Source organism: Mycobacterium sp. NPDC050551 (genome assembly GCF_040674075.1).
GTDB lineage: Bacteria > Actinomycetota > Actinomycetes > Mycobacteriales > Mycobacteriaceae > Mycobacterium.
In genome coordinates this window covers 113,872-139,948 of record NZ_JBFARC010000001.1, presented here as the reverse complement: position 1 = coordinate 139,948, position 26,077 = coordinate 113,872, and the positions used below count along the sequence as shown (strand labels likewise).

The 26,077-nt window shown below is 68.7% G+C and carries 23 protein-coding genes; 14 read left to right on the top strand and 9 right to left on the bottom strand.

The window, feature by feature from the left end; genetic code table 11:
- The first annotated feature begins 56 nt into the window (after nucleotides 1-56).
- The 3 genes from AB0K11_RS00720 to AB0K11_RS00710 all read left to right on the top strand — a co-directional run bounded on the left by AB0K11_RS00720 (nucleotide 57) and on the right by AB0K11_RS00710 (nucleotide 3,412).
- On the top strand, nucleotides 57-1,715 hold the full coding sequence (locus tag AB0K11_RS00720; RefSeq protein WP_364971449.1) for an ATP-binding cassette domain-containing protein: 1,659 nt from the start codon (nucleotides 57-59) through the stop codon (nucleotides 1,713-1,715).
- A 144-nt stretch (nucleotides 1,716-1,859) separates the two neighbouring features.
- Complete coding sequence (gene nrdF / locus AB0K11_RS00715) at nucleotides 1,860-2,834, top strand: class 1b ribonucleoside-diphosphate reductase subunit beta (protein ID WP_364971448.1); 975 nt, start codon at nucleotides 1,860-1,862, stop codon at nucleotides 2,832-2,834.
- Between the two features lie 173 nt (nucleotides 2,835-3,007).
- A complete protein-coding gene (locus AB0K11_RS00710) occupies nucleotides 3,008-3,412 on the top strand; it encodes a hypothetical protein (protein ID WP_364971447.1) in 405 nt (134 codons plus the stop codon).
- Here AB0K11_RS00710 and AB0K11_RS00705 read toward each other — a convergent pair.
- The gene (locus tag AB0K11_RS00705) at nucleotides 3,384-4,010 is read right to left on the bottom strand and encodes a TetR family transcriptional regulator (protein WP_364971446.1); all 627 of its coding nucleotides are present in this window, start codon (nucleotides 4,008-4,010) and stop codon (nucleotides 3,384-3,386) included. The genes AB0K11_RS00710 and AB0K11_RS00705 overlap by 29 nt on opposite strands.
- Before the next feature lie 113 nt (nucleotides 4,011-4,123).
- Here AB0K11_RS00705 and AB0K11_RS00700 point away from each other — a divergent pair, with 113 nt between their 5' ends.
- The 5 genes from AB0K11_RS00700 to AB0K11_RS00680 are packed head-to-tail and all read left to right on the top strand — an operon-like array spanning nucleotide 4,124 to nucleotide 8,967.
- Nucleotides 4,124-4,954: a mycofactocin-coupled SDR family oxidoreductase gene (locus tag AB0K11_RS00700; RefSeq protein ID WP_364971445.1), complete on the top strand. Its 831-nt coding sequence runs from the start codon at nucleotides 4,124-4,126 to the stop codon at nucleotides 4,952-4,954.
- A 6-nt stretch (nucleotides 4,955-4,960) separates the two neighbouring features.
- Nucleotides 4,961-5,773 carry a mycofactocin-coupled SDR family oxidoreductase gene (locus tag AB0K11_RS00695; protein WP_364971444.1) on the top strand — a complete coding sequence of 271 codons (813 nt, stop codon included), beginning with the start codon at nucleotides 4,961-4,963 and terminating at the stop codon, nucleotides 5,771-5,773.
- Between the two features lie 13 nt (nucleotides 5,774-5,786).
- Nucleotides 5,787-6,599: a carboxymuconolactone decarboxylase family protein gene (locus AB0K11_RS00690; protein ID WP_364971443.1), complete on the top strand. Its 813-nt coding sequence runs from the start codon at nucleotides 5,787-5,789 to the stop codon at nucleotides 6,597-6,599.
- Nucleotides 6,596-8,050: an aldehyde dehydrogenase family protein gene (locus AB0K11_RS00685; RefSeq protein WP_364971442.1), complete on the top strand. Its 1,455-nt coding sequence runs from the start codon at nucleotides 6,596-6,598 to the stop codon at nucleotides 8,048-8,050. Before AB0K11_RS00690 ends, AB0K11_RS00685 begins: the two co-directional genes overlap by 4 nt.
- 2 nt (nucleotides 8,051-8,052) lie before the next feature.
- The gene (locus tag AB0K11_RS00680) at nucleotides 8,053-8,967 is read left to right on the top strand and encodes an alpha/beta hydrolase (RefSeq protein ID WP_364971441.1); all 915 of its coding nucleotides are present in this window, start codon (nucleotides 8,053-8,055) and stop codon (nucleotides 8,965-8,967) included.
- On the opposite strand, the gene AB0K11_RS00675 is transcribed toward AB0K11_RS00680, so the two are convergent.
- Both AB0K11_RS00675 and AB0K11_RS00670 read right to left on the bottom strand, forming a co-directional pair.
- A complete protein-coding gene (locus AB0K11_RS00675; protein ID WP_364971440.1) occupies nucleotides 8,968-10,248 on the bottom strand; it encodes a cytochrome P450 in 1,281 nt (426 codons plus the stop codon). It lies immediately after the preceding gene.
- Complete coding sequence (locus tag AB0K11_RS00670) at nucleotides 10,245-10,493, bottom strand: ferredoxin (protein WP_364971439.1); 249 nt, start codon at nucleotides 10,491-10,493, stop codon at nucleotides 10,245-10,247. Before AB0K11_RS00670 ends, AB0K11_RS00675 begins: the two co-directional genes overlap by 4 nt.
- A 140-nt stretch (nucleotides 10,494-10,633) precedes the next feature.
- On the opposite strand from AB0K11_RS00670, the gene AB0K11_RS00665 reads away from it, so the two are divergent.
- Entirely contained in the window at nucleotides 10,634-11,239 is a 606-nt protein-coding gene (locus AB0K11_RS00665; protein WP_364971438.1) for a helix-turn-helix domain-containing protein, read from the top strand.
- A gap of 4 nt (nucleotides 11,240-11,243) precedes the next feature.
- On the opposite strand, the gene AB0K11_RS00660 is transcribed toward AB0K11_RS00665, so the two are convergent.
- Together AB0K11_RS00660 and AB0K11_RS00655 are read right to left on the bottom strand one after the other, a co-directional pair.
- A complete protein-coding gene (locus tag AB0K11_RS00660) occupies nucleotides 11,244-12,083 on the bottom strand; it encodes a mycofactocin-coupled SDR family oxidoreductase (RefSeq protein ID WP_364971437.1) in 840 nt (279 codons plus the stop codon).
- A gap of 126 nt (nucleotides 12,084-12,209) precedes the next feature.
- Nucleotides 12,210-15,152: a BTAD domain-containing putative transcriptional regulator gene (locus AB0K11_RS00655; protein WP_364971436.1), complete on the bottom strand. Its 2,943-nt coding sequence runs from the start codon at nucleotides 15,150-15,152 to the stop codon at nucleotides 12,210-12,212.
- 156 nt (nucleotides 15,153-15,308) lie between these two features.
- On the opposite strand from AB0K11_RS00655, the gene AB0K11_RS00650 reads away from it, so the two are divergent.
- Nucleotides 15,309-15,653, top strand: a complete 345-nt coding sequence (locus AB0K11_RS00650; protein ID WP_364971435.1) for a hypothetical protein — start codon at nucleotides 15,309-15,311, stop codon at nucleotides 15,651-15,653.
- Nucleotides 15,654-15,906: 253 nt separating this feature from the next.
- A complete protein-coding gene (locus tag AB0K11_RS00645) occupies nucleotides 15,907-16,866 on the top strand; it encodes an alpha/beta hydrolase family protein (protein WP_364971434.1) in 960 nt (319 codons plus the stop codon).
- A gap of 61 nt (nucleotides 16,867-16,927) precedes the next feature.
- Here the strand turns inward: AB0K11_RS00645 and AB0K11_RS00640 are convergent, their stop codons facing one another.
- Nucleotides 16,928-17,974, bottom strand: a complete 1,047-nt coding sequence (locus tag AB0K11_RS00640) for an NAD(P)-dependent alcohol dehydrogenase (RefSeq protein ID WP_364971433.1) — start codon at nucleotides 17,972-17,974, stop codon at nucleotides 16,928-16,930.
- A 94-nt stretch (nucleotides 17,975-18,068) separates the two neighbouring features.
- Nucleotides 18,069-18,344, bottom strand: coding sequence for a YciI family protein (locus tag AB0K11_RS00635; protein WP_364971432.1), 276 nt, complete (start codon nucleotides 18,342-18,344; stop codon nucleotides 18,069-18,071).
- 74 nt (nucleotides 18,345-18,418) lie between these two features.
- On the opposite strand from AB0K11_RS00635, the gene AB0K11_RS00630 reads away from it, so the two are divergent.
- Nucleotides 18,419-20,290, top strand: coding sequence for a hypothetical protein (locus tag AB0K11_RS00630; protein WP_364971431.1), 1,872 nt, complete (start codon nucleotides 18,419-18,421; stop codon nucleotides 20,288-20,290).
- On the opposite strand, the gene AB0K11_RS00625 is transcribed toward AB0K11_RS00630, so the two are convergent.
- Nucleotides 20,283-21,362 carry an iron-siderophore ABC transporter substrate-binding protein gene (locus tag AB0K11_RS00625; protein WP_364971430.1) on the bottom strand — a complete coding sequence of 360 codons (1,080 nt, stop codon included), beginning with the start codon at nucleotides 21,360-21,362 and terminating at the stop codon, nucleotides 20,283-20,285. The two genes, AB0K11_RS00630 and AB0K11_RS00625, sit on opposite strands and share 8 nt — an antisense overlap.
- 171 nt (nucleotides 21,363-21,533) lie before the next feature.
- Between AB0K11_RS00625 and ctaD the strand changes: the two genes are divergently transcribed.
- Together ctaD and serB are read left to right on the top strand one after the other, a co-directional pair.
- The gene (ctaD, locus tag AB0K11_RS00620) at nucleotides 21,534-23,264 is read left to right on the top strand and encodes a cytochrome c oxidase subunit I (RefSeq protein ID WP_364973598.1); all 1,731 of its coding nucleotides are present in this window, start codon (nucleotides 21,534-21,536) and stop codon (nucleotides 23,262-23,264) included.
- Nucleotides 23,265-23,286: 22 nt separating this feature from the next.
- Complete coding sequence (gene serB / locus AB0K11_RS00615) at nucleotides 23,287-24,525, top strand: phosphoserine phosphatase SerB (protein WP_364971429.1); 1,239 nt, start codon at nucleotides 23,287-23,289, stop codon at nucleotides 24,523-24,525.
- Here serB and AB0K11_RS00610 read toward each other — a convergent pair.
- Nucleotides 24,522-25,982 carry a PLP-dependent aminotransferase family protein gene (locus AB0K11_RS00610; RefSeq protein ID WP_364971428.1) on the bottom strand — a complete coding sequence of 487 codons (1,461 nt, stop codon included), beginning with the start codon at nucleotides 25,980-25,982 and terminating at the stop codon, nucleotides 24,522-24,524. The two genes, serB and AB0K11_RS00610, sit on opposite strands and share 4 nt — an antisense overlap.
- Between the last annotated feature and the right edge of the window lie 95 nt (nucleotides 25,983-26,077).

Here is a 26,077-nt window from a genome sequence, read left to right as displayed (position 1 = left end):
GACCGAGGGAAGTGGCCATGTCCGAAACAACTGCCTCTGCAACCATATTCGAGCCCGTGCACATCCGAGCCGGAGGGCGGGTCGATGCGATCGACATCGGCCTTCGGGTGGCCTCGCGGCAGATCCTGGCGCCGTTGTCGCTGTCGATCGGACCCGGCGAACTGGTCGCCATCGCCGGGGGGAGCGGGGCGGGAAAGACCACACTGCTGGAGATCCTCGCGGGACTGCGACCGCCGTCCACCGGCGAAATCCGACACGACGGCGCGATCGGCGATGTCGGTGCCCGCATCGGTTTCGTGCCGCAGGACGACATCATCCACCTGGAGATGCCGCTGCGCCGTACGCTGCGTTACGCCGCGCGGCTACGGCTGCCTGCGGGCACCTCGGCTGCCGAGGCGGACCGGGCCGTCGAGGAAACCATGCAGGATCTCGATCTGGCGGATCGAGCTGACGTGCCGATCCGTGCACTGTCCGGCGGCCAGCGCAAGCGTGCCAGTATCGCCGTGGAGCTCCTCACCCGACCGCGCCTCTTCTTCCTCGATGAGCCCACCTCCGGCCTCGATCCTGCGACAGCGGCCCACGTGATGCGACTCCTGCGCCGACTCACCGAGCGGGGAGTCACCGTTGTCCTCACCACGCACGAGCCGGCCGGGATCGAGGTCTGTGACCGGGTGGTGTTCCTCGCCCGTGAGGGCCACCTGGCGTTCGCGGGCACCCCGGCCGAGGCGCGGGGTCACTTCGGTGTGCCGGATCTGACGCGGGTCTACGAGCGGCTGGCCGGCGAAGACACCCCCGTGGTCTGGGCGCAGCGGTTCGCCGATCGCCGCCACGCCCCGACTTCATCGCCGCCGTCGGCTTCGTCGCCCACCGCCGCCACGCCGTCGCATGTCCCACCCACGGCGGTGATTCGGCAGTGGTGGCTGCTCACCCGTCGCAATCTCGACGTGTTGTTCCGTAACCGGCTGACCGTCGCCATCCTGCTGGGTTCGCCGGTGTTGGTGACGGTGATGATGGCGACGCTGTTCCCACGCGGCGCGTTCGATGTCGGAGGTCCTGCGGACGGCGGCCCCGCGCAGATCGTGTTCTGGATCGCGTTCGACGGCTTCTTCTTCGGGCTCACGTATGGGCTGCTACAGATCGTCGGGGAGATGGCTGTGTTCCGGCGGGAGCGTCTCGCGGGGCTCAGCGTCACCGCATATGTGGCATCGAAGGTCGCCGCACTGCTTCCGATGCTCGCCATGGTCAGCGCGGTCCTGCTGGTGGCACTGAGGGCGCTGGGTCGGCTGCCCGCGCTGGAATGGCACGTGTACGCGCTGGTGTTCCTGACGATCATGATCGAGGCGACGGCGGCGCTCGCGCTGGGCCTGCTGGCGTCGGCCGCGGTGACCAACGCCGCTCAGGCCGCCCTCGCCCTGCCTATGCTCTGTTTCCCCCAGGTCCTCTTCGGGGGCGCCATCGTTCCCGTCGCCGACATGGCGACCCCGGGCCGAGTGCTCAGCGTCGGGCTGTCCAATCGCCATGCCTTCGAGGCGATGGGGCACGACCTGGGCCTGGACGGGTACACCACGACGCTGCCCGCCATGTCTGCCTATCGTGAGACGTTCGACGGCGGCACCGGTGGCAGTCTGGCCATGCTCGCCCTGTCCGCCCTCGTCTCCATCGTTGCCACGGTGTGGGTGCTACACCGGCGGTCCCGGCCCGTAGCCCGACGATGACGGCGGCGCATGCCGCCTGACTTCGACACGCCGCAAACCCAATATCTTGGGTTGACCGGACGTGTCGGCTACTACGAGTAGTGTCGTGATTGCTGCGGGGCGGCTGCAGACAAGACATGAAAAGCCTGGTGAAGTGGGGTTCTGGTGAGCGATGGCATGAAGTTGATCGACCGCGTCTCGGCGATCAACTGGAACCGGGTGCAGGACGAGAAGGACGCCGAGGTCTGGGACCGGTTGACCGGTAATTTCTGGCTGCCGGAGAAGGTTCCGGTGTCCAACGACATCCCGTCCTGGAACACGCTCAACGCCCACGAGAAGCAGTTGACGATGCGGGTCTTCACCGGCCTGACCCTGCTCGACACCATCCAGGGCACCGTCGGCGCGGTCAGCCTGATCCCCGACGCGCTCACCCCGCACGAAGAGGCGGTGTACACCAACATCGCGTTCATGGAGTCGGTGCACGCGCGCAGCTACAGCAACATCTTCTCGACGCTGTGCTCGACGGCCGACATCGACGACGCGTTCCGGTGGTCGGAGGAGAACCCGAACCTGCAGCGCAAAGCCGAGATCGTCATGCAGTACTACAAGGGCGACGAGCCGCTCAAGCGCAAGGTGGCCTCCACGCTGCTCGAGAGCTTCCTCTTCTACTCCGGCTTCTATCTCCCGATGTACTGGTCGAGCCGGGCCAAGCTGACCAACACCGCCGACATGATCCGGCTGATCATCCGCGACGAGGCCGTGCACGGTTACTACATCGGCTACAAGTTCCAGCGCGGCCTGGCCCTGCACGACGAGGCGACCAAGGCCGAACTCAAGGACTACACCTACGAGCTGCTGTTCGAGCTCTACGACAACGAGGTCGAATACACCCAGGACCTCTACGACGAGGTGGGGCTGACCGAGGACGTCAAGAAGTTCCTGCGCTACAACGCCAACAAGGCTTTGATGAACCTCGGCTACGAAGCGCTGTTCCCGCGCGACGAGACCGACGTGAACCCGGCGATCCTGTCGGCGCTGTCACCCAACGCCGACGAGAACCACGACTTCTTCTCCGGCTCCGGGTCCAGCTACGTCATCGGCAAGGCCGTCGTCACCACCGACGAGGACTGGGACTTCTAGGCCACGCTCTATAGCGCGCCGGGCGGCGTCGCGCTGGCAAACGAACCATTCGCCCGAAATCGGCCATCCGGAGCCTCGGAAAGTGGAAGCATCACGACTCGACAAGGATGTCGACTCGAATCGGGATGGCCATGCTTGGAGCACTCGTTCTGGCGTCGGCGGCAGTGATCGCCGTGACCGCGTCTCCGTTCGCCGCGCAGGCGGTCGCCGCCGAGGGCGACCAGGTGGTTCGTGTCCAGGACGGGAACGTGCGGTGCCTCATCAGCACCGATGACGTCCCACGCGGTGGCGGGCCGATGGCGGTGTGCGGGATGTCGAACGGCAAGCCGTTCGGCACGTCCCCGTCGGTCGCCCCCTACTCACCGCAGCCGAGCCTCGCCGTGGTGCGCGGGACCGGCGAGATGTTCTGGTTCAGCGGGACGCTTCCCCCCGCGGACGGCGACGTCGTGCTGGGCCCCGGCGAGACCTACCGCGCCAACGGCTGGACGATTCGCAACGACCCGTTCAAGACCTTCATCGTCAACGACTTTTACAAGCACGGGTTCACGATCAACGAGACGGAGATGCGTCAGATCTGACCGCCGCCCGCCCGGTCGCCTGATAGCCGGCCGTCAGCCAGTACACGGTGCGGTCGAGACTGGGCAGGATGTCGGTGATCGCGATCTCGCCCGCCGCGAACCGGCCGAGGAGCCCGTAGATCACGGTGGACAGAATGGTTTCGAGATCGCGGACGAACGCGTCGTCGACGCCCTCGAGCACCTGCATGAACGACGGAACGGTGATGTCGAGACCGCGACGGAAGATCTGCTGCCCGCGCGGCGCGGCACGGGCGCGGAAGAACGCGGTGAGCATCGCCGGATGGTGTTCCCACGGCTCGAAGATGGTGCGCAGCACCCGCATCATCCCGTCGTAGACCGACTCGTCGGAGGCGTGGGTCTGATGCACCAGGCCCGAGTACCGGTGCTCGTCCATCCATGAGTGCAGCGCCGCGATGATCAGTTCGTCCCGGTTCGGGTAGCGCTTGTAGATGGTGGCCAGAGACGTCCGGCTGCGGCGGGCCACCTCACGCAACTGAACCGCGTCATAGCCTTCGGTCTCGAGCAGTTCGGCGACGGTGTCGAGAATGGCGTCCCTGCTCCCGGCGCGTCCGCCGTCGGTTCGTTCCGCGCTGGCCATCTGATGAACACCTCCCTTGCCGTCCGCGAGTAACCGCGTTACTGTACCCGGTGTAACACGGTTACTCACGTCACATCGCCGTCGGCATGTGACCGGCGCAATGGAGCGGATACATGGGTTCTCTGGACGGCAAGGTCGCATTCATCACCGGAGTCGCCCGTGGTCAAGGGCGCAGTCACGCTGTGCGCCTCGCGGCCGACGGCGCCGACATCATCGGTGTCGACATCTGCGCCGACATCGCGTCGAACGGCTACCCCATGGCCAGCCGCGAAGAACTCGACGAGACCATCGCGCTCGTCGAGCGTGCCGGGGGCAAGATGCTCGGGTCGGTCGCCGACGTCCGGGACTACGCCGCCGTCGACGCCGCGCTCTCCGCCGGCGTGCAGCATTTCGGTCGCCTCGACATCGTCTGCGCCAACGCGGGTATCGCCACGATGGCGTTCCGGGAACTGACCATCGAGGAAGAACTCGAGCAGTGGACCGATGTGCTCGACGTCAACCTGGTGGGCGCCTTCCACACCGCGAAAGCGGCGATTCCGCATCTGATCGCCGGCGGCCGGGGCGGGGCGATCGTGTTCACCAGTTCCACCGCGGGCCTTCGCGGCTTCGGCGGTCTGCAGGGCGGCGGCCTGGCGTACGCCGCATCGAAGCACGGGATCGTGGGACTGATGCGAACGCTGTCCAATGCGCTTGCCGCCGAGAGCATCCGGGTCAACACAGTGCATCCGACTGCGGTGAACACGATGATGGCCGTGAACCCGGCGATGACGTCGTTCCTGGAGAACTATCCGGGAGGGGGCCCGCACCTGCAGAACCCGATGCCGGTCGGACTGCTCGAACCCGAGGACATCAGCGCGGCGATCGCCTATCTGGTGTCGGATGCGGCCAAGTACGTCACCGGGGTCACGTTCCCCGTGGACGCCGGCTTCTGCAACAAGCTGTAGGCCGGGATGACGTCATCACCCGGACGGGTCGCGGGCAAGCGGGTCCTGGTCACCGGCGCGGCCCGCGGCATGGGCCGCAGCCACGCGGTGCGACTGGCCGAGGAAGGCGCCGACCTCATCCTCGTCGACATCTGCGCGTCGCTGCCCGACGTCGAATATCCGCTGGCGACCCGCGACGACCTCGAGGAGACCGCGCGACTGGTCGGAAAGCACGGTAGGCGTGCGGTGACCCACGTCGTCGACGTGCGCGACGCCGCTGCCCTGGCTGCCGCTGTGGCGGACGGCGTCACCGAACTCGGCGGACTGGACGCATCGGTGGCCAACGCGGGCGTGCTGACCGTGGGCACCTGGGACACCACCACGCCCGAGCAGTGGCGCACCGTCGTCGACGTGAATCTGATCGGAACGTGGAACACGTGTGCTGCCGCGCTGCCGCATCTGATCGACCGTGGCGGCAGCCTGATCAACATCAGCTCGGCGGCTGGGCTGAAGGGCACGCCGCTGCACACGCCGTACACGGCGTCCAAGCACGGCGTGGTGGGATTGAGCCGAGCGCTCGCCAACGAGCTTGCCGCACAGAACATCCGGGTGAACACCGTGCACCCGACCGGAGTGGAGACGGGCATGCAGCCTGCGTCGCTGCACGGCCTGCTCGCCGAGGCGCGGCCCGATCTCGTGCCGATCTTCCTCAACGCCATGCCGATCGTGATGGCCGAGGCGATCGACATCAGCAACGCGGTGCTGTTCCTGGCTTCCGACGAATCCCGCTACGTGACCGGCCTCGAGTTCAAGGTCGACGCGGGCGTCACCCTGCGATGAGTGGAGACATCTGATGACGACGACGGGCACCGAGCGCTCGACCCGCGGGCGGCATGCGTTCTCCGACGTGATGACCTTCAGCGCCCCCGAGGACATGACGCCCGCATCCATCGGCCTGGTCGACTTCGTCTTCGGCGAAGTCTGGGACCGGCCGGGACTCAGCCGCCGCAACCGGCGGTTCGTCACGCTGCCCTGCGTCGCCGCCGCCGACGCCGAGGGCCCGTTACGCGACCACGTCTACGCCGCGCTCAACAGCGGTGATCTGACGATCACCGAGATGCGGGAGACCGTGCTGCATTTCGCCGTCTACAGCGGCTGGCCGAAGGCCTCGCGGTTCAACATGATCGTCGACGAGCAGTGGGAACGCATCCACCGCGAGCGCGGACTGCAGACGCCGGAATCGGACCCGCTGCTGCCGCTGGTGACACCGAGCGACCCGGAGGACCGCCTCGCGAGCGGTGAACAGGCCTTCCGCGACGTCAACTGTGTGCCTTATGTGCCCACGCGTGACAACCCGTACTCCGGCGCGGGCATCCTCAACTTCGTGTTCGGCGAGATGTGGCAGCGCCCGGGACTGGGCATGAGGGAACGTCGCTTCGTCACCGTCGCCTGTGTGGCGTTCCAGGACGCGCCGTATCCGATCCTCAGCCACGTCTACGCCGCTTTGAAGAGCCGAGACATCTCGTTCACCGAAATGGATGAATTGGCACTCCATTTCGCCGCGTACTACGGCTGGGCGAAGGCCTCCCAACTCAACGACGAGATCGGACGACAGAAGGAGCGGGTGCTCGAGGAGTGGCGGACTGAAGGGAGCGTGCAGCAGTGAGCACCGCACTGTCGCTGCCCAGCGGGCTGCTGATCGACGGCGAACCCGTCACGGCGTCCTCCGGCGGCCGCCACGAGCACATCTACCCCGCCACCGGTGCGCCCAATGCCACCATCACCCTTGCCGGCGCGGCCGAGATGGACCGCGCCGTCGCCTCCGCCTGGGAGGCGCACCGAGCCTGGATGTCGTTGACCGTGGACCGGCGCCGCGACGTCATGGTCGACCTGGCCGACGTCGTGCGCGACCACCTCGAGGAACTCGCACTGCTCAACGTGCACGACTATGCGGTGCCGGTCTCCTTCGCCGGCACCGCGGTGATGCTCGAGTGGTTCATCCGTCACTTCGCCGGCTACGCCGACAAGCCGCACGGCACCAGTTCGCCGGTCAACGGGTCGTTCGATGTCAATCTCATCGAGCGGGAGCCCTACGGCGTCGTCGCGGTGATCACCCCGTGGAACGGTGCGCTGGCGGTCGCCGCGTCGTGTGTGGCGCCCGCACTGGCCGCAGGAAACGCCGTGGTGCTCAAGCCTTCCGAGCTCGCACCGATGGCCGCGTTGCGGTTCGGCGAACTGTGCATCGAGGCGGGCCTGCCGCCGGGTCTGGTCAACGTCGTCCCGGCCGGTGCCGAGGGTGGGGAGGCACTCGTCCGCCATCCCGGCATTCGCAAGGTGCATTTCACCGGAGGCGACGCCACGGCACGCCGGGTGCTGGTCGCCGCCGCGGCGAACCTGACACCGGTGGTGGCCGAACTGGGAGGGAAGTCGGCGAACTTGGTGTTCGATGACGCCGACCTCGATCAGGCCGCGGCGATGGCGGCCCATCAGGGACCGCTGATGCAGTCCGGCCAGAGCTGTGCGTGCGCGAGCCGCGTGCTGGTCCACGACGCGGTGTACGACGCGTTCCTCGAGAGGTTTCTCGCCACGGTCGCCGCGGCCAAGATCGGCGACCCGATGGACCCGACGGTGTTCTTCGGCCCGGTGATCAGCGCCGGCTCAGCCGACCGCATCCTCGGCGTCATCGGCGATGCGGTGGCGCAGAAGTCGGGGGAGCTGCTGCTCGGCGGCAGCCGGCTCGGTGGCGGCCTCGCGCCGGGTTACTACATCGAACCGACCGTCTTCGGCGCCGTCGACAACTCCTCGGCACTCGCACAGACCGAGACGTTCGGTCCGGTGGTGTCGGTCATCCGATTCCACGACGAAGCCGAGGCGCTGCACCTCGCCAACGACACCCCGTACGGGCTGAATGCGTTCGTCCACACCCGTGACCTCGCCCGCGCCCATCGCGTCGCACGGCGGCTGGAGGCGGGATCGGTGTGGATCAATCAGCTGAGCATCATCTCCCCGCAGGGGCCCTATGGCGGCTACAAGAAGAGCGGGTTCGGCCGCACCGGTGGCGTCGACGGCCTCCACGAGTTCATGCAGGTGAAGAACATCCGTATCGGCATGGGTTGAGGGTGGCCGGAGCCGACCCGTTTCATCCCGAGTTACGCCGCGTCGCACGGCTTCTGCCGCGCACGCTGGTGACCCCGTTGACGGCCAGGGTGTTCCGCCGGATGCCGGGAAGCCGCCGGTCGTCCGGTGCTGACGGGGTGCAGACCGTGCGGTTGCCGTCCGGCATCAGCGTCCGCGTTCACCGGCCCCCGGGTGACCCGCCGGGACGTGGCACTCCCGGACTGCTCTGGATCCACGGCGGCGGATTCGTGCTCGGTCACCCGGGAATGGACGACGGACTGTGCCGGCGGCTGTCCCGCGAACTCGGTGCCACGGTCGCGGCCGTCGGTTACCGGCTCGCACCGGAACACCCGTACCCCGTCCCGCTGACCGACTGTTACGCGGCGCTGGCCTGGCTGGCCGGGCACCACGCGGTCGACCGCACGCGCATCGCCGTCGCCGGTGCGAGTGCCGGAGGCGGCCTGGCCGCGGCGCTCGCGCAGCTGGCCCATGATCGTGCGGAGATCGCGCTGGCGGCTCAGATCCTGCGCTATCCCATGCTGGACGACCGCAGCGCTCGGCGGCCGGATCCGCACCGCAGACACCGGCGGATGTGGAGCCGCCAGAGCAACCTGTTCGGCTGGCAGTCTTATCTGGGCGACGCCGACCCGGTCACCGCCGTACCGGCCCGCCGCGACGACCTCACCGGCCTGCCGCCGGCGTGGATCGGCGTGGGGACGTTGGACATCCTGCACGACGAAGCCGTGCGGTACGCGAGCCGGTTGCGGCGTGCCGGCGTGCGGTGCGAATTGGAAGTGGTGCCCGGCGCGTTCCACGGATTCGATGCGGTGGCACCGAAGACGTCAGTGGCGCAACGCTTCCACCTCAGCCAGCTCGAGGTGTTGCGACGCGCGTTCGCGATCGGCGACCGGCACTGATCAGGTCGCCTGGCTGAACTCGATGTGCAGTTCGGTGAGCCCGCGCAGCAGGAACGTCGGCTCGTAGCCGTAGCGACGGCCGTCGGCGGGACCGTGGTCGGACTCGCTGATGGTGATGTCCCGCATCCGGTCGAGGAGCCGGTGCACGGTGATGCGTCCCTCGACGCGGGCCAGGGGAGCGCCTGCGCAGGTGTGGATCCCCCGTCCGAACGCGATGTGTTCGCGAACGTTCCTGCGGTCCAGCCGGAATTCGTGCGGCTCGTCGAACTTCCGTGGATCCCGGTTCGCCGCGCCGAGGCAGAGCATCAGCACGGTGCCGGCCGGGATGTGCACCCCCGCCAACGTCGTCGTCTTACGGGCCAGCCGGAAGTCCACCTTGGTCGGACTCTCCAGGCGAAGGGACTCCTCGACGAACGCCGGTATCAACTCACGGTGCTCGCGCAGGATCTGCTGGAACTCCGGGCGATCTCCGAGGGTCTGCACGGCCGCGCTCAACAACTTCGTGACGGTCTCCTGGCCTGCCGCGAACAGGAAGGTGGCCGGTTTCGCGACCTCGAGCACTTCCGGAACCGATCCGTCGGGGTAGGTCGCACACGCCATGCCGCTGAGCACGTCTCCGCGGGGTTCGCGCCGCCGCTCGGAGATGTATCCGCAGAACTTGTCGTCGAGGTACTCCAGCGGATTCAGGCCCACCGGCTCACCGTCGAGCGCACCCACCCGGTTACCAGCCGGCTTCTCGGCGCCCAGCGCGCGGCGGAACTCGGCGCGGTCCTCGGCCGGCACGCCGAGCAGGTCCGTGATCGCGAGAGTCGCGAAGGGGCGGGCGTATTCGGAGAGGAACTCGCATCGGCCGTTGGCGATGAACTCGTCGAGCTGGTCGTCGACCAACCGCCACATGAACTCCTCGTTCTCTTGGAGTCGCCGCGGTGTCAGCAGCCTGCTCAGCAGCGACCGGGCCCGTTCGTGTGCGGGCGGGTCCATCACCACCATGTGTTCGAAGATCGGGAACTCGTGGCGGTGCGCCTCGATCTGTTCGGTGATGTCGTCACCCTCGGGCTCGAACGGCAGCGGCGGAAACGGGCCGCCGATCGCATTGACCGCGGAGAAGGAATCGAAGTCCTTGAACGCCGCCATCACCTCCGCGTACCCCGTCACGGCGACCACACCGTGGTGCGGTTCCCGGTACACCGGACCATGGCTGCGCAGCCACTCCAGATAGCCGTAGGGATCCTGGGCGGTCGCCGGATCGGTGAAGTAGTCCACTGAAGCCAGATCGGTCATGCCGTCGCCGTCCTTCCGGTCGGGTCGCTCGATGAATGCTGCTCGTACACAACGCTGATCGCGCCACGCGGACAGGCATCCACCGCGGCCTGCACCGTGGCCCACGACGAGTCCGCCGGCCGGTCGTCGCAGCGGGCGACCTCGTCGTCGCCGAGGTCGAACACCTCGGGTGCGAGGTCGATGCAGAGCGCGTGCCCCTCGCACAGCCGTGGGTCGACGCGGACACGTCGGAGTGACGCAGACATCGGCGATGCCCTCCAAAAACTGATCGATCGATCAAATTCAGTGACTGGTCATGGATACCACGCGTCGATTACGGTGGTCAAGACACGGGCCGCCGACGGCGAATCGCCCGAGGCGACAACGGATCGTGGAGACTGCTGAGATGGCTGCCCCGAGGAAGCCGAAGGCGAAGGACGCCGGCGCGCGGCTGCGCCTGATCGACGCCGCCGCTCAAATCATGCGCGACGAGGGCTATGCCGCGGCGACCTCGCGGCGGGTCGCCGCCGTGGCCGGTGTGAAGCCGGCGCTGGTCTACTACTACTTCGACACGATGGACGATCTGTTCCTGGCGGTGTTGCGGGCCGGAGCCGAGATGTCCCTGGCGGAGATGCGCAAGGCGCTCACCGAAGACAACCCCCTGCGAGCGCTGTGGGCGATCAACTCCGATCCCCGCCGCACCGGGCTCAACACCGAGTTCATGGCGATGGCCAACCACCGCAAGGTGATCGGCGCCGAACTGAAGGCCTATGCCGAGCGCGTGCGCGACATCGAGACCGCGGCGGTGACCGTCGCATTGCGCACGCACGGCGTGGACCTCGACGACTATCCGCCGGTCGTCGTCTCGATGTTGGTGGCGCAGATGGCGCGCAGCCTGTGCAACGAGACCGCCATCGGTGTCACCGACGGGCACGATCAGATGCGCGCGTTCCTCGAGCGCTTTCTCGTCCGGTACGACGCGGACGCTCCGTCGGTCAAGAGGACCCGGTGACACGTCACTTCAGCATGCTGCCCGCGTCCACCGTCACGGGAAGCCCGGTCACGTAACGCGCCTCGTCGGAGGCGAGGAACAGCACGGCGTTGCTGATGTCCTCGGGCTCGACCCATCCGACGGGCAGCACGTGCATCATCCTGGCGACGACAGCCATGTCGTCCGGGCCGGGATCTGCGAGGTCGGGGCGGAAGAGCCGCATCGTTCCCTCGTTCATGAACATCGGGGTGTTGACGTTGGTCGGGTGCACGGAGTTGACCCGGATCGAATGCTCGCCCAACTCGACCGCGAAGGTGCGCATCAGGCCGACCACACCGTGTTTCGCGGCGATGTAGTGGCCGGTGTGCGGATAGGCCTTGAGGCCACCGACCGAGCTGGTGAGCACGATCGAGCCGCCGCGCCCACCCGAGAGGATGTGCGGGACACCGGCCTTGACCGTCTTCCACACCCCCGACAGGTTGACGTCGATCATGTCCTGCCAGTCCCGCTCGCTGGTCTTGTCCAGCGTCTGGCCGCCGTTGCCGATGCCTGCGTTGGCGACGATGATGTCCAGGCGCCCGAGTTGTTCGACACCGCTGTCCACGGCGGCCTTCAGGGCGTCGTAGTCGCGGACGTCGACCTCGGCGGTGACGATGCGGCGGTTCTGCCCCTTGATCAGATCGGCGGTCTCGGCCAGGTCGTCCGGTGTGGACGGCGGGATCACGCTGTTGCTGCTGACCGGCCCGCAGACGTCGACCGCGATGATGTCGGCGCCTTCCTGGGCGAGTCTCAGGGCGTGGCTGCGGCCCTGGCCCCGGGCCGCTCCCGTGACGAATGCGACCTTGCCTGCTACGCGGTCACCCATGTCTTCACCTCCGGTTGGCGCCGCCGCAGTTCTGCGAGCGACGAAAAACTGATCGATCGATCAGGAACTCTGGCAGCGACCGGGCGTCGAGTCAAGGGGGCGTGCAGTCGACCGAGCCGAGAGGCGCTAGACGGTGGCGCGCAGCGTGAGGCGGCGCGCGGACAGCATCGCGTCCCACACCCGCTCACCGGTGGCCGTCGAGATGCGTTCCGCCGCATCCAGCGCGGCCACCGCGCTCGCGCGATCCCGGTACACGGCCTCGACGTCGGAGAGCAGTGCGTAGTACAGCGGCGAGAAGATCCGCCGGCCGCCCTGTGCATGCGCGGCGATCGCGTCGCGCATGTCGTCGGTGGTGTCGACGCCGTCCGGGCCCGTCGCGAGTGCCCACCCGCGGATGAGTCGGGCGCCCGGAATGAACTGCTCGACACCGAGATCGGTGAGTTCGCCGAGAACCCGGTCCGCGCGCTGCGCCAGCCCGTCGGCATCGCCGAGCATCGCGGACAGCTGGACCGCCGCGGTGCGGACGACCACCGTGCCGAAGCCGTCGTTGCGCGCGCTGCCCAATGCCACCCCGTGCGCGATCGCCGACTCGGCCGCATCCAGGTCGCCGCGCAGCGCGTAGGCGTGGCACCCGACGCCGTAGGCGATGACGTCGAACGAGGCCAGCGCCCCGTACCGTTCCCAGTCGGTCGACTGCTCGCGCAGCCGTTCCAAGGTGTCCACGCAGGAGTCGAGCTGCCCGCGCATGAACTGGGCGAGTGCCCGGGTGTAATACCCGGCCGATGCGGCCAGCCCGTCACCGGTCGAGCCGTGATAGGCGATCAGCCCGTCGGAGAGCACCCGCGCCTCGTGATAGCGCCCGGACCCGCACGCCTCCAGGCAGCCCATCGCCACCGCCACGGTGAACTGCTCGGCGTCGGCGTCCGTCTCCGACGAGCGTCGCAACTCCTCGAGCACCCCCATCGAACTCTGACCGTTCACCACGGCCTCGACAGAGGCCAGCTGCATCCGCAGATCGGTCTCGCGGGCGGTGCGTCGCGGATCGGCGGGCAGCCGGCCGCACACCGCCAGGGCCCGCCGGTCCAGTTCGGCCACTTCGGCATACGTCGACCTCGTCCACGCATCGCGCCGCGCCGCGTCGATCAGCGTGAGCGCGATGTGCGGGTCGAGCGCGTCACCCGCACGCCAGGCGTGCAGCGCGCCGTCCGCCGTTTCCTGCGGCGTGAGGCCGGCCGACGTCGCCGAGTAGGCCCGTGCCAGGTCGGCGTGGAGTCGGGCGCGGGCCACCCCGGCGATCTGCGACGCGATCGCGTCGCGCACCAGCCCGTGGCTGAAGCGGTAGGAACCGAACTGGTCGGCGGAATCCTGCAGCAGACCGGCGGCCAGTGCCGGCTCGAGGTCGGCCGCCGCAGCATGCGCGTCCACGTGCAGGGCCGACGCCAACCGGGCGACCGGGAACTCCATCCCCGTGACGGCCGCCGCGGTGAGCACCGTGCGGGTGGCGGCGGGCAGGTCGGCCATCCGCCTGCGGACGATGCCGGAGACGGCGCCGGGGACGTCGTCACCGTCGATCGCCCGGGTGGAGGCGTGTAGGCGCCCGCTGTCGTCAAGCAGCCGGATCAGCTCACCGATGTAGAACGGATTTCCGCCGGTGCGGCTGCACACCGCCGCGGTGAACTCGGGGGTCGGCTGGATTCCCGACAGCTCGTTGATCAGCGCGCCGGTCGCCTCGACGTCGATGCCGCGCAAGGTGAGCGTGGTGATGTGGGCCCGGCTCAACAGCCGGTCGAAGGCGTCTGCGCGCAGCGGGCGCTCGTCGCCACCGGCCTGCCAGGTGGCGACGATCAGCAGGGGCAGCCGGTGCACGCCATCGGACAGCAGCTCGAGCACGTCGCAGGTGAGCCCGTCGGCCCTGTGCAGGTCGTCGAGCACGACGATGGCGGGCGATGTCTTCGACTGCACGGCAACGGCCTTCGCGGTGGCCTGCGCGAGGTCGTATTCGACGTGTGCGCCGGAGTCGTCCGGAGCCGCACTCGACTGCCCGATCACCTCGTTCCATGCCCACATCGGCGGCCGCACCACATCGCCCGCATGTCCGGCCCATGTCACCGACATTCCGAGTTCGTCTGCGGCACTGGCGAGTTCGGTCGCCAAGGCCGTCTTGCCGACACCGCTGTCGCCGGTGAGCACGGCGATGCTGCCCCGGCCCGCGGCCGCGGCGGTCAGCGCGGCGCGAAGACGACCGAGTTCCGCGGAGCGTCCGTGCAGCGCGCCCTCGCCGGCGTCGCTCGCCGGCGCAGGCACCCGGGCGGCACCGGCGGGCCGCCAGTCGAGCTCGGGGGACTCGTCGCGGATCTGCTGGGCGAGGCGCTGCAGCGGCAGGCCCGGCCGGACGCCGAGCTCCTCGCGGAGTACGTCGGTCAACTGCGCGTAGGCGCGAAGTGCTTCCGAACGCCTGCCGACGCGGTACAGCGCCACCATCAGCAGACCCGAGAGGGACTCCCGCATGGGATTCGCGGCGACTTCGAGTGCCAGGCCCGCGATCGATGCCTCGGCGTGACCGAGTCGGAGCTCCGCCTCGAACCGGGCCTCCACGGCGTCGGCCCGCAGCGTCTCGAGGCGGTGCACCTCCTGCTGCACGAAGACCTCGTTGCGCAGATCCGACAGGGGCGTGCCCCGCCAGAGCCCGAGTGCCTGCTCCAGCGTCCGCGCCGAGCCCGCGGCGTCTCCGCTGTCGAGTTGGCGCCGCCCCCGCTCGATCAGGCTCTCGAAGTCCCTGGCATCGATCCGGTGATCTCCGACGTGGAGGCAGTAGGCGCTGGTGCCGGTGCTCAGGCCGAGGTCCGCGCCGAGGATCCGGCGCAGGTTGGCGATGTAGGCACGGAGCGACAGCACCGGTTTCCGTGGCGCGGCGTCATGCCAGACATGGTCGATCAGCCGGTCGATCTCGACCTCGCGGCCGGCATTGAGGAGCAACGCGGCCAGAACCGCTCGCTGCCGCAGGCCGCCCAGAGGCCGGGGTTCGCCGTCGCGCAGCACGGTCAGCGGCCCCAGCAGCAGGAAGTCCAAGCGACACCGTCCGTTCGCGGCCGGGGGAGTCCGACGCGAGCTCCCCGGAAGTCGTCCAATCGAACTCCAACATGTGAAGACTAGTTTGCGCACCGCGAATGCAACGGCTCTGCCGTACAGCTGCGTTCGCAGGTACCTCACAGGAAGACGGTGACCATGAGCATCGACCCGTTGGCCACACCCCAGGAACCCGGTCAGCCGGTGCAGGCCGCGGCCGCCGAGGACAAGAAGTCGACCTGGCGGGAGATGGTGCACGCCATGAGTCCGAAAGCGGTGTGGAGCTCGGCCGACGGGTACCCGGTGGTGCTCAAGCAGTTCATCCAGTTCTGTTTGGTGATCGTCTACCCGGCCTGGGTGGTCGGCGTGCTGTTCGGGCTCGCGTGCTACGGCCTCTTCTACGTCACGGTCTATCCGGTGCTGTGGCTGCTGTTCTGGCCGATGCGGGCGTGGATGAAGAAGAACCGGCCCGAGGAGTACGCCGAGAGTCAGCGCAAGAAGTAGCTCCATCACGGCGGTGCCCGCCGGTGACGTATCGGTGACGTCGGGCCCCCGATCAGGGTTGGCGCCGTAACAGCGGGGTACCGCAGGGCGACAAAGTCCATGTCAGCGCCGAAACCTCGGTTGCTGGACTTTCAGAACGCGGGGGATGCCAAGCAGCGGCATCTCGACCCGGGTACGCCTTCTGCGGTCCGGGTCCGCGGGTTCCTGTGACATGCCGCGCACCGCGGCACAAATTCAGATGGAGCGATGAGAGATGACATCACTACCCCGATCGGTCCGCCGCCTCGCGGCGGGCGTACTGGCGGCGCTCATGCTGCCGGGACTGGTCGCCGTCGCCGGCGGAGCGGCCACTGCGGCGGCCTACTCGAGGCCGGGTCTGCCGGTCGAGACGCTGATGGTGCCGTCTGCGGCCATGGGCCGCGACATCCCGGTGAAGTTCCAGGGCGGCGGGTCCAAGGCGGTCTATCTGCTCGACGGGCTGCGTGCCCGCGACGACAACAGCGGCTGGGACATCGAGACCGCCGCGTTCGAGAACTACTACCAGTCCGGCCTGTCGGTGGTCATGCCGGTCGGCGGCATGTCGAGCTTCTACACCAACTGGCAGAGCCCGGCCGTCGGCAACGGCAGGACACAGAGCTACCAGTGGGAGACGTTCCTGACGTCCGAACTGCCCGCTTACCTCTCGGCCAACAAGGGCATCTCGCCCAGCGGCAATGCCGTGGTCGGGCTGTCGATGTCGGGTAGCTCGGCGCTGATCCTGGCCGCCTACCACCCGGGTCAGTTCTCGTACGCGGGTTCGCTCTCGGGATTCCTCAACCTGTCCCAGGGCATCTGGCCGACGCTGGTCGGTTTCTCGATGCGTGACGCCGGCGGCTTCGACGCCACGGCGATGTGGGGACCGGGCGGCGGGCCGGCCTGGCAGCGCAACGACCCGACGCTGCAGGCGGGCCGGCTGGCGGCCAACGGCACCCGGATCTGGGTGTACACCGGCAACGGCAGGCCGGGTGACCTCGGTGGCGGCGGTGACATCCCCGGTCAGCTGCTGGAGAGCATCACCCAGGACAGCAACCGGGCGTTCCAGGAGGCCTATACGGCTGACGGTGGCAGCAACGCGACCTTCAACTTCCCGGCCAACGGCACGCACGGCTGGGGCTACTGGGGTTCGCAGCTCAATGCGATGAAGGGCGACATCCAGCGCACGCTGGGCGTCTGACCCCTCGAAGACACGGCAACGGCCGGAGCGGACATCCGCTCCGGCCGTTGTCGTCGGTCGTCTAACGCAGTGACGAGGTGTCGATGACGAACCGGTACCGCACGTCGCTGGCCAGCACCCGCTCGTAGGCCTCGTTGACGTACTCCGGCGCGACCACCTCGATCTCGGGGCGCACGTCGTGCTCGGCGCAGAAGTCGAGCATCTCCTGGGTCTCGCGGATCCCGCCGATCAGCGAACCGGAGATGCTGCGCCGCCCGAAGATCAGCGCACCCGCCGGAACCGCCATCGGGTTCTCCGGCATCCCGAGCTCGACCAGGGTGCCGTCGAGCTTGAGCAGTTTGAGGTAGTCGGCCAGGTTCAGGTTCGCCGATACGGTGTTGATGATCAGGTCGAACGATCCCGCCAGCTCCTTGAACGTGTTGCGGTCGCTGGTCGCCCGGTAGTCGCGCGCGCCGAGGCGCAGCCCGTCCTCCATCTTCTTCAGCGACTGGCTCAGCACCGTCACCTCGGCGCCCATCGCGACGGCCAGCTTCACCGCCAGGTGCCCCAGGCCGCCGAGGCCGATGACCGCGACGGACTTGCCCGGCCCGGCGCCCCAGTGCCGCAGCGGGGAGTAGGTGGTGATCCCGGCGCACAGCAGCGGCGCCGCCTCGTCCAGAGCGATGTTCTCGGGGATGCGCAGCACGTAGTTCTCGTCGACGACGATCGCACCGCTGTACCCGCCCTGCGTCGGCTCGCCGTCGCGGCCCACACCGTTGTAGGTGCCGACCATGCCGCCGCCCGTGCAGTACTGCTCGTCGCCGGCGCGGCACTCGGGGCATTCGCGGCAGGAGTCGACGAAGCAGCCGACACCAACGCGGTCGCCGACCTGGTACTTCGTCACCTCGGACCCCACCTCGGTGACCACACCGGCGATCTCGTGGCCGGGCACGATCGGATACTTCACGCTGCCCCATTCGGCGCGCACGGTGTGGATGTCGGAGTGACAGATGCCGGCGAAGTGGATGTCGAACGCGACGTCGTGCGGTCCGACCGGCCGGCGGGTGACGGTGGTCCTGGTCAGCGGCTCGGTGGCCGAGGTCGCGGCGTAGGCAGAGACGGTGGTCATGCAGTCCTCTTCAGTGCTCGTCGATTTTTGAATGCAATCGGGAACAACGAAGGCCTGCGGATCGATTACTCCCGGCCTGGATGTGAGATATCCCCTACAGGCCGGGTGCGCGGTAGGCGCCGTTGAACGACAGCCGCGTGTACGACACCACGCCGGCCTGCAGATAGGGGTCGTCGGCCATCACGGCCTCGGCCTCCTGGTGGCTGATGTCGCCGGTGATGAGCACCCCGCCCGCCTGCGATTCCTGCCGGCCCGCCAGCACCAGGCGGCCGGCCCCGACCTCCGCTTCGAGCCATGCGAGGTGCGCGGGTCTGGTCTTGTCGATGACGTCGAGAGGCTGCAGGTAGGTCGACGTGAGGACGTGAAACACGCCGACGACACTACTCGATCTCTTCACTTCGCGATAAAGCCATGTCAGCCAACGTATTTCGGTAGAATCGGCTGGTGAATCAGCGACCGCGGGTCACCCGCCTGGTGATGTACAAGCACGGCGTGGCCTACCTGGAGCGCAGCGGCCCGGCCGCCGGATCGTTCGAGCTGTCGTTCCGCCGGGGCGACATGAACGACGTGCTGAAGTCGTTGGCGGTCGGCGTCGCCGGCGGGACGGCCGCCTTCGGGGGTGTCGGATTCGAGACGCCCAGCGATGCCGACGCGTTGCTGGCCGACCGCAACCTGCTGCTCACGCCCGGTGCGGCGTTGTCCGGCCTGCTCGAGGCCGTGCGCGGCCGCACCGTCGAGGTGACCGCGGAGGGCGGCGCGCACCGGGGCGAGGTGATCGGCGTGGACGAGACCGACGGCGGCACCGCCCCGCCGCAGCGACTGCTGGTGCTGCGGACCGGTGAGGGCGCGTTGCGCCTGGTCGACCTCACCGGGGTCCGCGGCATCGACCTGGTCGAGGAACCCTCCCGAGACGACCTGGGCTACCTGGTGGAGCGGTCGCGCGCCGCGACGGCCGGAGAGCAGCGCACCGTGGCGGTCCGCCTCGACGGCGCCGCCGACGACGTGCGGGTCTCCTACGTGGTGCCGGCACCGGTGTGGCGGGTGTCCTACCGATTGATGTGCGACGGTGCGGCGGTCACGCTGCTCGGGCTGGCGATCGTGCACAACCCCGTCGACGAGGAACTGACCGACGTGGCACTGACCCTCACCACCGGCCAGCCGGTGTCCTTCGACATCGACCTCTACCACGGCAAGTGGGTGCGGCGGACGGTGGTCGAGGAGGAGGATCGCCTCGCCTCAGCGCCCGCGCCGAGCGGCGCTCCGATGCCCGTGAGGGCCATGATGGCGCGGGAGATGGCCTATGCCGACGGGGCCGAGGACGCCGACTACTCCGAAACCGGCGACCGCGGTGAGCATTTCGAGTACCGGCTGACCGCGCCGGTCACGTTGGCGCGCGGCGGGTCGGCGATGGTCCCGATGGTGACCACCCGGCTCGAGGACGCCCGCCGGGAGCGGGTCTGGCGCGACGGGTCGGGCTCGGCGCCCGACATCGTGCTGGTGTTCACCAACACCACCGGAGTGGTGCTCGAGGAGGGCGCCGCCGTGGTGTACGACGACGGCAGTTACGCCGGGGAGGCGATGCTGCCCTACACCGCCCGCGGCGCCCAGCTGCGGCTGACGTTCGCCAAGGACCTCGCGGTGCGTTGCGCGAAGTCCACCAGCTACCGGACGGTGACGACGAAGGTGCGGCTCGGCCGGGAGGGGCTGATCGAGGAGCAGCGTCGTGACGAGCAGCACGTGTGGCGCGCCGACAACGACGGCGACACCGCGGTCGAGCTGTGGGTCGAGCTGCGCCGACGCACCGGATACCAACTGGACGGCGCGGTCACGCCGGTCGAGCAGACCGCCACCCACCACCGGTTCAGGATCGACGTGCCCGCGCACGGGCATGCGGAACTGACGGTGCTCGAGTCCTACCGGACAGAGGTCAGCGCCGGCTACGACCGGCTCTCGCCCGACCAGCTCGGCGAATGGCTGTCGCGCAGGCTGCTCGACGAGTCGACGTTCCGGGAGCTCAGCGGGGTGCTGGGGCACTGGGAGACGGCCCGCCGGCTGGAGGGCGAGCGTGAGCGGATGGTCGAAGAGCGCGACGAGGCCTTCGCCGGCCAGGCCCGCATCGCCGAGCAACTCGAAGTGCTGCGCGACGCGGGCCCGGAGGGCGAGGTGCGCGCCCGCACCGTCGATCAGCTGGTGGCGCTACAGGACCGGGCCGCCACCCTGGAAGCCGACATCCGACGCAACCGGGACCGCGTCGACGCCGAGAACGATTCCGCCGCAAGCGAACTCGACAGCCTGATCGCGCGCGGGGTCAGTTGATCGGAGCGTTCACCTGGCGCAGGTCGGCCAGGATGCCGCGCGCCGCGACGATGCCCTGCCCGGTGTGCCAGATCTCGTTGTTGACCGTGAACACGCGATGGTCCCTGGTGGCCGACAGCGCGCGCCAGGCGTCACTGTCGAGCACCTCGGCGGCACGCTCACGCGCGCCGGCCGACGCGAAGGACAGGTAGACGATGTCACCGTCGGCGGCGGCGTAGTCGGGGGAGTCGTCGGTGCCCACCTCGACATAGGGCCTGTCGGTGAAGCGCTGTGCGGCAGGGCGATCGAGCCCCACCTCGGCGAGCACGCTGCCCGCGAAGTCGTCCACGCCGTAGACACGCAGCGTGGTGTCGGTCAGCTGCGCGACCGAGGCCTGGAAGTGTGCGGCGTCGTTCTCGGCTCCGGTCCTGCGGGCGGCCTCGTCGAAGCCGTCGATCAGGCCCCCCGAGGCGTCGAAGCGGCCGGTGGCCGCGCCGACCGTGCGCAGGTTGGCCTTCCAGTCCACACCGGGCGGACCGGTGAACACGGTGGGTGCGATGGCTGCCAGCGCGGGGTAGGCCTGCGGGGTGAGGGCCTGCGAACCGAGGATGAGGTCGGGGCGGGCTGCTTCGATCGCCGCCAGGTCGGGATCGCTGCGGCTGCCGGCCTTCGGCACCTCGTGCACCACGCGGCCCAGGTAGGACGGCTGGTCTGACGAACCGTCCGGCAATGCGGCGGCGACGATGCGGCCCTGCAGCCCGAGCGCGCACAGCGCGTCGAGCTGGTCACCGGAGAGCACCACGATGCGTTGCGGGTCCGCGGGCACCTGCGTCTCGCCGACGGCGTGACGGACGGGGCGCTCGCGCGGCCCCGGGTCGAGCCGCGCCGGTTCGGCGGCACAGGACTCGTCGGGCCTGCGTTCGTTTCCCAGGACACCGGCGCCGGCGATGCTCGTCGTGCTGGTCACCACCGACGACGCCGCCTGCGGGGCGCCGCCCGGATCGCCCGAAGCCCCGCACGAGGTCACCGCGACCGCCGTGACCACGGCCGATGCCGCGGCGCACAAGCGCATCCGCGGTCCGCTGATCAGCACGTGGCCGACGGTAACATCCAGCCGGAGAACCGCCCGTCCAGCGGTCGGACCACCGATCCAGGCCGAATTACGACAGTTTGTAGGACCCAGGCTGACCCGGCCCCCGCGGAGCGATAAGATTCAGAACGAAACACGCGGGGCCCGCCCCGCGCAGGACCTTTGGAGGATCTCTTGGTAGCCGAAGCGCCCCCAATCGGAGAACTCGAGGCTCGGCGCCCCTTCCCGGAGCGGCTGGGCCCCAAGGGCAACCTGATCTACAAGCTGATCACCACCACCGATCACAAGCTGATCGGCATCATGTACTGCGTCGCCTGCTTCGTGTTCTTCTTCATCGGCGGGTTGATGGCGCTGTTCATGCGCACCGAACTCGCGGTCCCGGGCCTGCAGTTCCTGTCCAACGAGCAGTACAACCAGCTGTTCACCATGCACGGCACGGTGATGCTGCTGTTCTACGCCACGCCCATCGTGTTCGGCTTCGCCAACCTGGTGCTGCCGCTGCAGATCGGCGCGCCCGACGTGGCGTTCCCGCGGCTCAACGCCTTCTCGTTCTGGCTGTTCCTGTTCGGCGCGCTGATCGCGATCGCCGGCTTCATCACCCCCGGCGGCGCGGCCGACTTCGGCTGGACCGCGTACTCGCCGCTGACCGACGCCATCCACTCACCGGGCGCGGGCGGCGACCTCTGGATCATGGGCCTGGCCGTCGGCGGTCTGGGCACCATCCTCGGCGGCGTCAACATGATCACCACGGTGGTCTGCATGCGCGCCCCCGGCATGACCATGTTCCGGATGCCGATCTTCACCTGGAACATCCTGGTGACGTCGATCCTGGTGCTGCTGGCCTTCCCGCTGCTCACCGCGGCGCTGTTCGGCCTGGCCGCCGACCGTCACCTCGGCGCCCACGTCTACGACCCGGCCAACGGTGGCGTGCTGCTGTGGCAACACCTCTTCTGGTTCTTCGGTCACCCCGAGGTGTACATCATCGCGCTGCCGTTCTTCGGGATCGTGACCGAGATCTTCCCGGTGTTCTCCCGTAAGCCGATCTTCGGCTACACCACGCTGATCTACGCGACGCTGGCCATCGCCGCGCTCTCGGTCGCGGTGTGGGCGCACCACATGTACGCCACCGGCGCGGTGCTGCTGCCGTTCTTCTCCTTCATGACCTTCCTCATAGCCGTGCCCACCGGTATCAAGTTCTTCAACTGGATAGGCACGATGTGGAAAGGCCAGTTGACGTTCGAGACACCGATGTTGTTCTCGGTCGGCTTCCTGGTGACGTTCCTGCTGGGTGGCCTGTCCGGCGTGCTGCTGGCCAGCCCGCCCATCGACTTCCACGTCACCGACAGCTACTTCGTCATCGCGCACTTCCACTACGTGCTGTTCGGCACCATCGTGTTCGCCACGTATGCCGGCATCTACTTCTGGTTCCCGAAGATGACGGGCCGGCTGCTCGACGAACGGCTGGGCAAGCTGCACTTCTGGCTGACCTTCATCGGCTTCCACGCCACCTTCCTGGTGCAGCACTGGGTGGGCGACGAGGGCATGCCGCGCCGCTACGCCGACTACCTGCCGTCGGACGGCTTCACCACGCTCAACATCGTGTCGACCATCGGGGCGTTCATCCTCGGCATCTCGACGCTGCCGTTCGTCTGGAACGTCTTCAAGAGCTGGCGCTACGGCGAACCGGTGACCGTCGACGACCCCTGGGGTTACGGCAACTCGCTGGAGTGGGCGACGAGCTGCCCGCCGCCGCGGCACAACTTCACCGAGCTGCCCCGGATCCGGTCCGAGCGCCCGGCGTTCGAGCTGCACTACCCGCACATGGTCGAGCGGATGCGTGCCGAGGCGCACGTCGGCCGCGACCACCACGCAGACGAGCCCACACCGATCGACGCGTCCAGTTGATGGACTGCTGCGACATCAGGGGATGAACGCAGCAGACAAGGTGTCGGTGCTGATCACCGTCACCGGAGTGGATCAGCCGGGCGTCACGTCGGCGTTGTTCGAGGTGCTCTCGCGGCACAACGTCGAATTGCTCAACGTCGAACAGGTGGTCATCAGCGGCAGGCTCACCCTCGGTGTGCTCCTGTCGGCGCCCCCGGCCGTCGGCGGCGGCGACGCGCTGCGCGCCGAGGTGACCGAGGTGATCCACCGGCTGGGTCTCGAGGTGACCGTCGAACCCAGTGGGAAGTCGCCGGTGATGCGGCACCTGTCGACGCACACCATCGTCGCCCTGGGACGGCCGTTCACCGCCGGTGCGTTCAACGCGCTGGCCCGCGAGCTGGCGTTCCTCGGGGTGAACATCGACTTCATCCGCGGCATCTCGGACTACCCGGTCACCGGGCTCGAGCTGGGGGTGTCGGTACCTTCGGCGGTGCTCGCCAAGCACGTGCAGTCGGCGCTGGCGCGGGTGTCCGCCGACGAGCAGGTCGACCTCGCGCTGGAGGACTACAGCATCTCCCGGCGCGCCAAGCGGCTGATCGTGTTCGACGTCGACTCGACGCTCATCCAGGGTGAGGTCATCGAGATGCTCGCCGACCGGGCCGGCGCGCTGGCCGCCGTCGCCGAGGTCACCGAGGCGGCGATGCGGGGCGAACTGGACTTCGCGGAGTCGCTGCACCGCCGGGTGGCGACGCTGGCCGGTCTGCCCGCCGAGGTGCTCGACGAGGTCGCCGAACAGCTGGAGCTCACCCCGGGCGCCCGCACTACGATCCGCACGCTGCGCCGGCTCGGCTACCACTGCGGTGTGGTGTCGGGCGGTTTCCGCCAGGTGATCGAACCGCTGGCGCACGAATTGATGCTCGACTACGTCGCGGCCAACGAACTGGAGATCGTCGACGGCAAGCTGACCGGCCGGGTCGTCGGCCAGGTCGTCGACCGGCCCGGAAAGGCAAGAGCCCTAAGAGATTTCGCGCAGCAGGTCGGTGTTCCGATGGAGCAGACGGTGGCCGTGGGCGACGGCGCCAACGACATCGACATGCTCGCCGCTGCGGGCCTTGGCGTGGCGTTCAACGCCAAACCCGCGCTCCGCGAGGTCGCCGACGCGTCGCTGAGCCATCCCTACCTGGACACCGTGCTCTTCATCCTGGGCGTCACCCGCGGCGAGATCGAGGCCGCCGACGCGGTCGACGGCATGGTCCGCCGCGTGGAGATCCTCGACGACTAGACCACCAGGGCCTGGGGTTCGGGTCCGGTGGAGCCGGTGACGCTGCGCCAGGCCCTGGCGAGCAGGCGCACCGCGTCGGCCATCTGATCCGGCGGCAGTGTGTAGGGGATCCGGACGAACCGCTCCAGGGTGCCGTCGACACCGAACCGCGGTCCGGGCGGCACGTCGAGCCCCATCCGAGATGCGGCCGCCGACAGGGCCGAACTCATGGGGGCGGGCAGCCGCACCCACAGCGCCAGGCCGCCACCGCCCTGGCACGGCCGCCAATCCGGTAGGTGCTCCTCGAGCAGCGACAACATCAGCGCCCGCCGGGTGCGCAGCAGCTCGCGCCGTTCCGGCAGCACGTCGTCGGCCACCCGGAGCAGCTCCGCCGCGGCCAGTTGTTCGAAGATCGGCGTGCCCATGTCGATCGACGGCCGCAGCGCCGCGACGGTGGCCAGGGTGCTGCGCTCGGCGCGGATCCAGCCGATGCGCAGGCCGCCCCAGAACGACTTCGACATCGAACCGAGGGTCAACACCAGATCGCGCCGCCGGTTCAGATGGCTCGCGACAGGAGCGGGGACGGGCTCGTCGATCCACACCTCCGTCATCGTCTCGTCGATGACGGTGCGGGTCCGGGCGTCGGCGATCAGGTCGGCGAGCTCACGGCGATGGGCGGCCGGCATGGTGAGCCCGGTCGGGTTGTGGTTGTCGGGCACCAGGTAGGCCAGGCTCGGCGCCAGCTGCCGGATCGCCGCGTGCATCGCTCCGAGATCCCAGCCGTCCTCGGTGAGGGACACCGGCACGGGGCGGCCGCCCGCGGTGGTGATCGCCGCGATCGCGCCGTGATAGGTCGGCTGGTCCACCAGCACGCGGTCGCCCGGTTGGGTGTAGGTCGCCAGTATCAGCCCGAACGCGTGCAGCGTTCCCGTCGTGACCATGATCTCGTCGGGCTCGGTGGGCAGCCCCCGGGCGCAGTAGCGTTCGGCGATCGCCTCGCGCAGGGACAGCACACCGGTCAGTTCGATGCCGATGTCATCCAGATAGGGCGTGATCTGCCGGGTAGCGGCGGTGAACGCGTCGAGCACCGCCGTCGCGGGAGCGGCAAGGGCGGCGTTGGCGAGGTTCACCGAGCCCCCTGGCGTCGTGAACGCCTCCACCGCGGTGGGCACGGGGGTGGCGGAGACCGGGAGCGCCGTGGTGCTGCGCGCGCCGCGGCGGGCGACGAGGTAGTCATCGTCGCGGAGTTGGGCGTAGGCGGCGGTGACGGTGGTGCGCGAGACCCGCAGCGCGTCGGCCAGCGCCCGCTCGCTCGGCAGCCGGGCGCCGACGGGCAGCCTGCCGTCGACGATGAGCATCCGGATCCCGTCGGCCAGACCCTGGTACGCCGGTCCGCTGCGGCTCGACGTACGCCAGTTGCCCAACTCGCGGGCCAGTAGCTCCTCGTCGAGCGCGCGGGACACCGTATCGATGCTCATTTGCAGCCAGTATGGCCCAACTGGCTATTGGATAGCAAGCCACTCGAGGCCACTATCGACGTATGGCTTCGAACTGGATATCAAAACTGGCGTAT

Excerpts from the sequence above, each read along its gene's own strand:
- AB0K11_RS00650 (WP_364971435.1), top strand. The coding sequence starts at position 15,309 with ATGAGCATCGACCCGTTGGCCACACCCCAGGAACCCGGTCAGCCGGTG.
- AB0K11_RS00695 (WP_364971444.1), top strand. The coding sequence starts at position 4,961 with ATGACGTCATCACCCGGACGGGTCGCGGGCAAGCGGGTCCTGGTCACC.
- AB0K11_RS00645 (WP_364971434.1), top strand. The coding sequence starts at position 15,907 with ATGACATCACTACCCCGATCGGTCCGCCGCCTCGCGGCGGGCGTACTG.
- AB0K11_RS00610 (WP_364971428.1), bottom strand. The coding sequence starts at position 25,982 with ATGAGCATCGATACGGTGTCCCGCGCGCTCGACGAGGAGCTACTGGCC.
- AB0K11_RS00670 (WP_364971439.1), bottom strand. The coding sequence starts at position 10,493 with ATGTCTGCGTCACTCCGACGTGTCCGCGTCGACCCACGGCTGTGCGAG.
- AB0K11_RS00640 (WP_364971433.1), bottom strand. The coding sequence starts at position 17,974 with ATGACCACCGTCTCTGCCTACGCCGCGACCTCGGCCACCGAGCCGCTG.
- AB0K11_RS00660 (WP_364971437.1), bottom strand. The coding sequence starts at position 12,083 with ATGGGTGACCGCGTAGCAGGCAAGGTCGCATTCGTCACGGGAGCGGCC.
- AB0K11_RS00690 (WP_364971443.1), top strand. The coding sequence starts at position 5,787 with ATGACGACGACGGGCACCGAGCGCTCGACCCGCGGGCGGCATGCGTTC.
- AB0K11_RS00665 (WP_364971438.1), top strand. The coding sequence starts at position 10,634 with ATGGCTGCCCCGAGGAAGCCGAAGGCGAAGGACGCCGGCGCGCGGCTG.
- serB (WP_364971429.1), top strand. The coding sequence starts at position 23,287 with ATGAACGCAGCAGACAAGGTGTCGGTGCTGATCACCGTCACCGGAGTG.
- AB0K11_RS00700 (WP_364971445.1), top strand. The coding sequence starts at position 4,124 with ATGGGTTCTCTGGACGGCAAGGTCGCATTCATCACCGGAGTCGCCCGT.
- AB0K11_RS00675 (WP_364971440.1), bottom strand. The coding sequence starts at position 10,248 with ATGACCGATCTGGCTTCAGTGGACTACTTCACCGATCCGGCGACCGCC.
- AB0K11_RS00705 (WP_364971446.1), bottom strand. The coding sequence starts at position 4,010 with ATGGCCAGCGCGGAACGAACCGACGGCGGACGCGCCGGGAGCAGGGAC.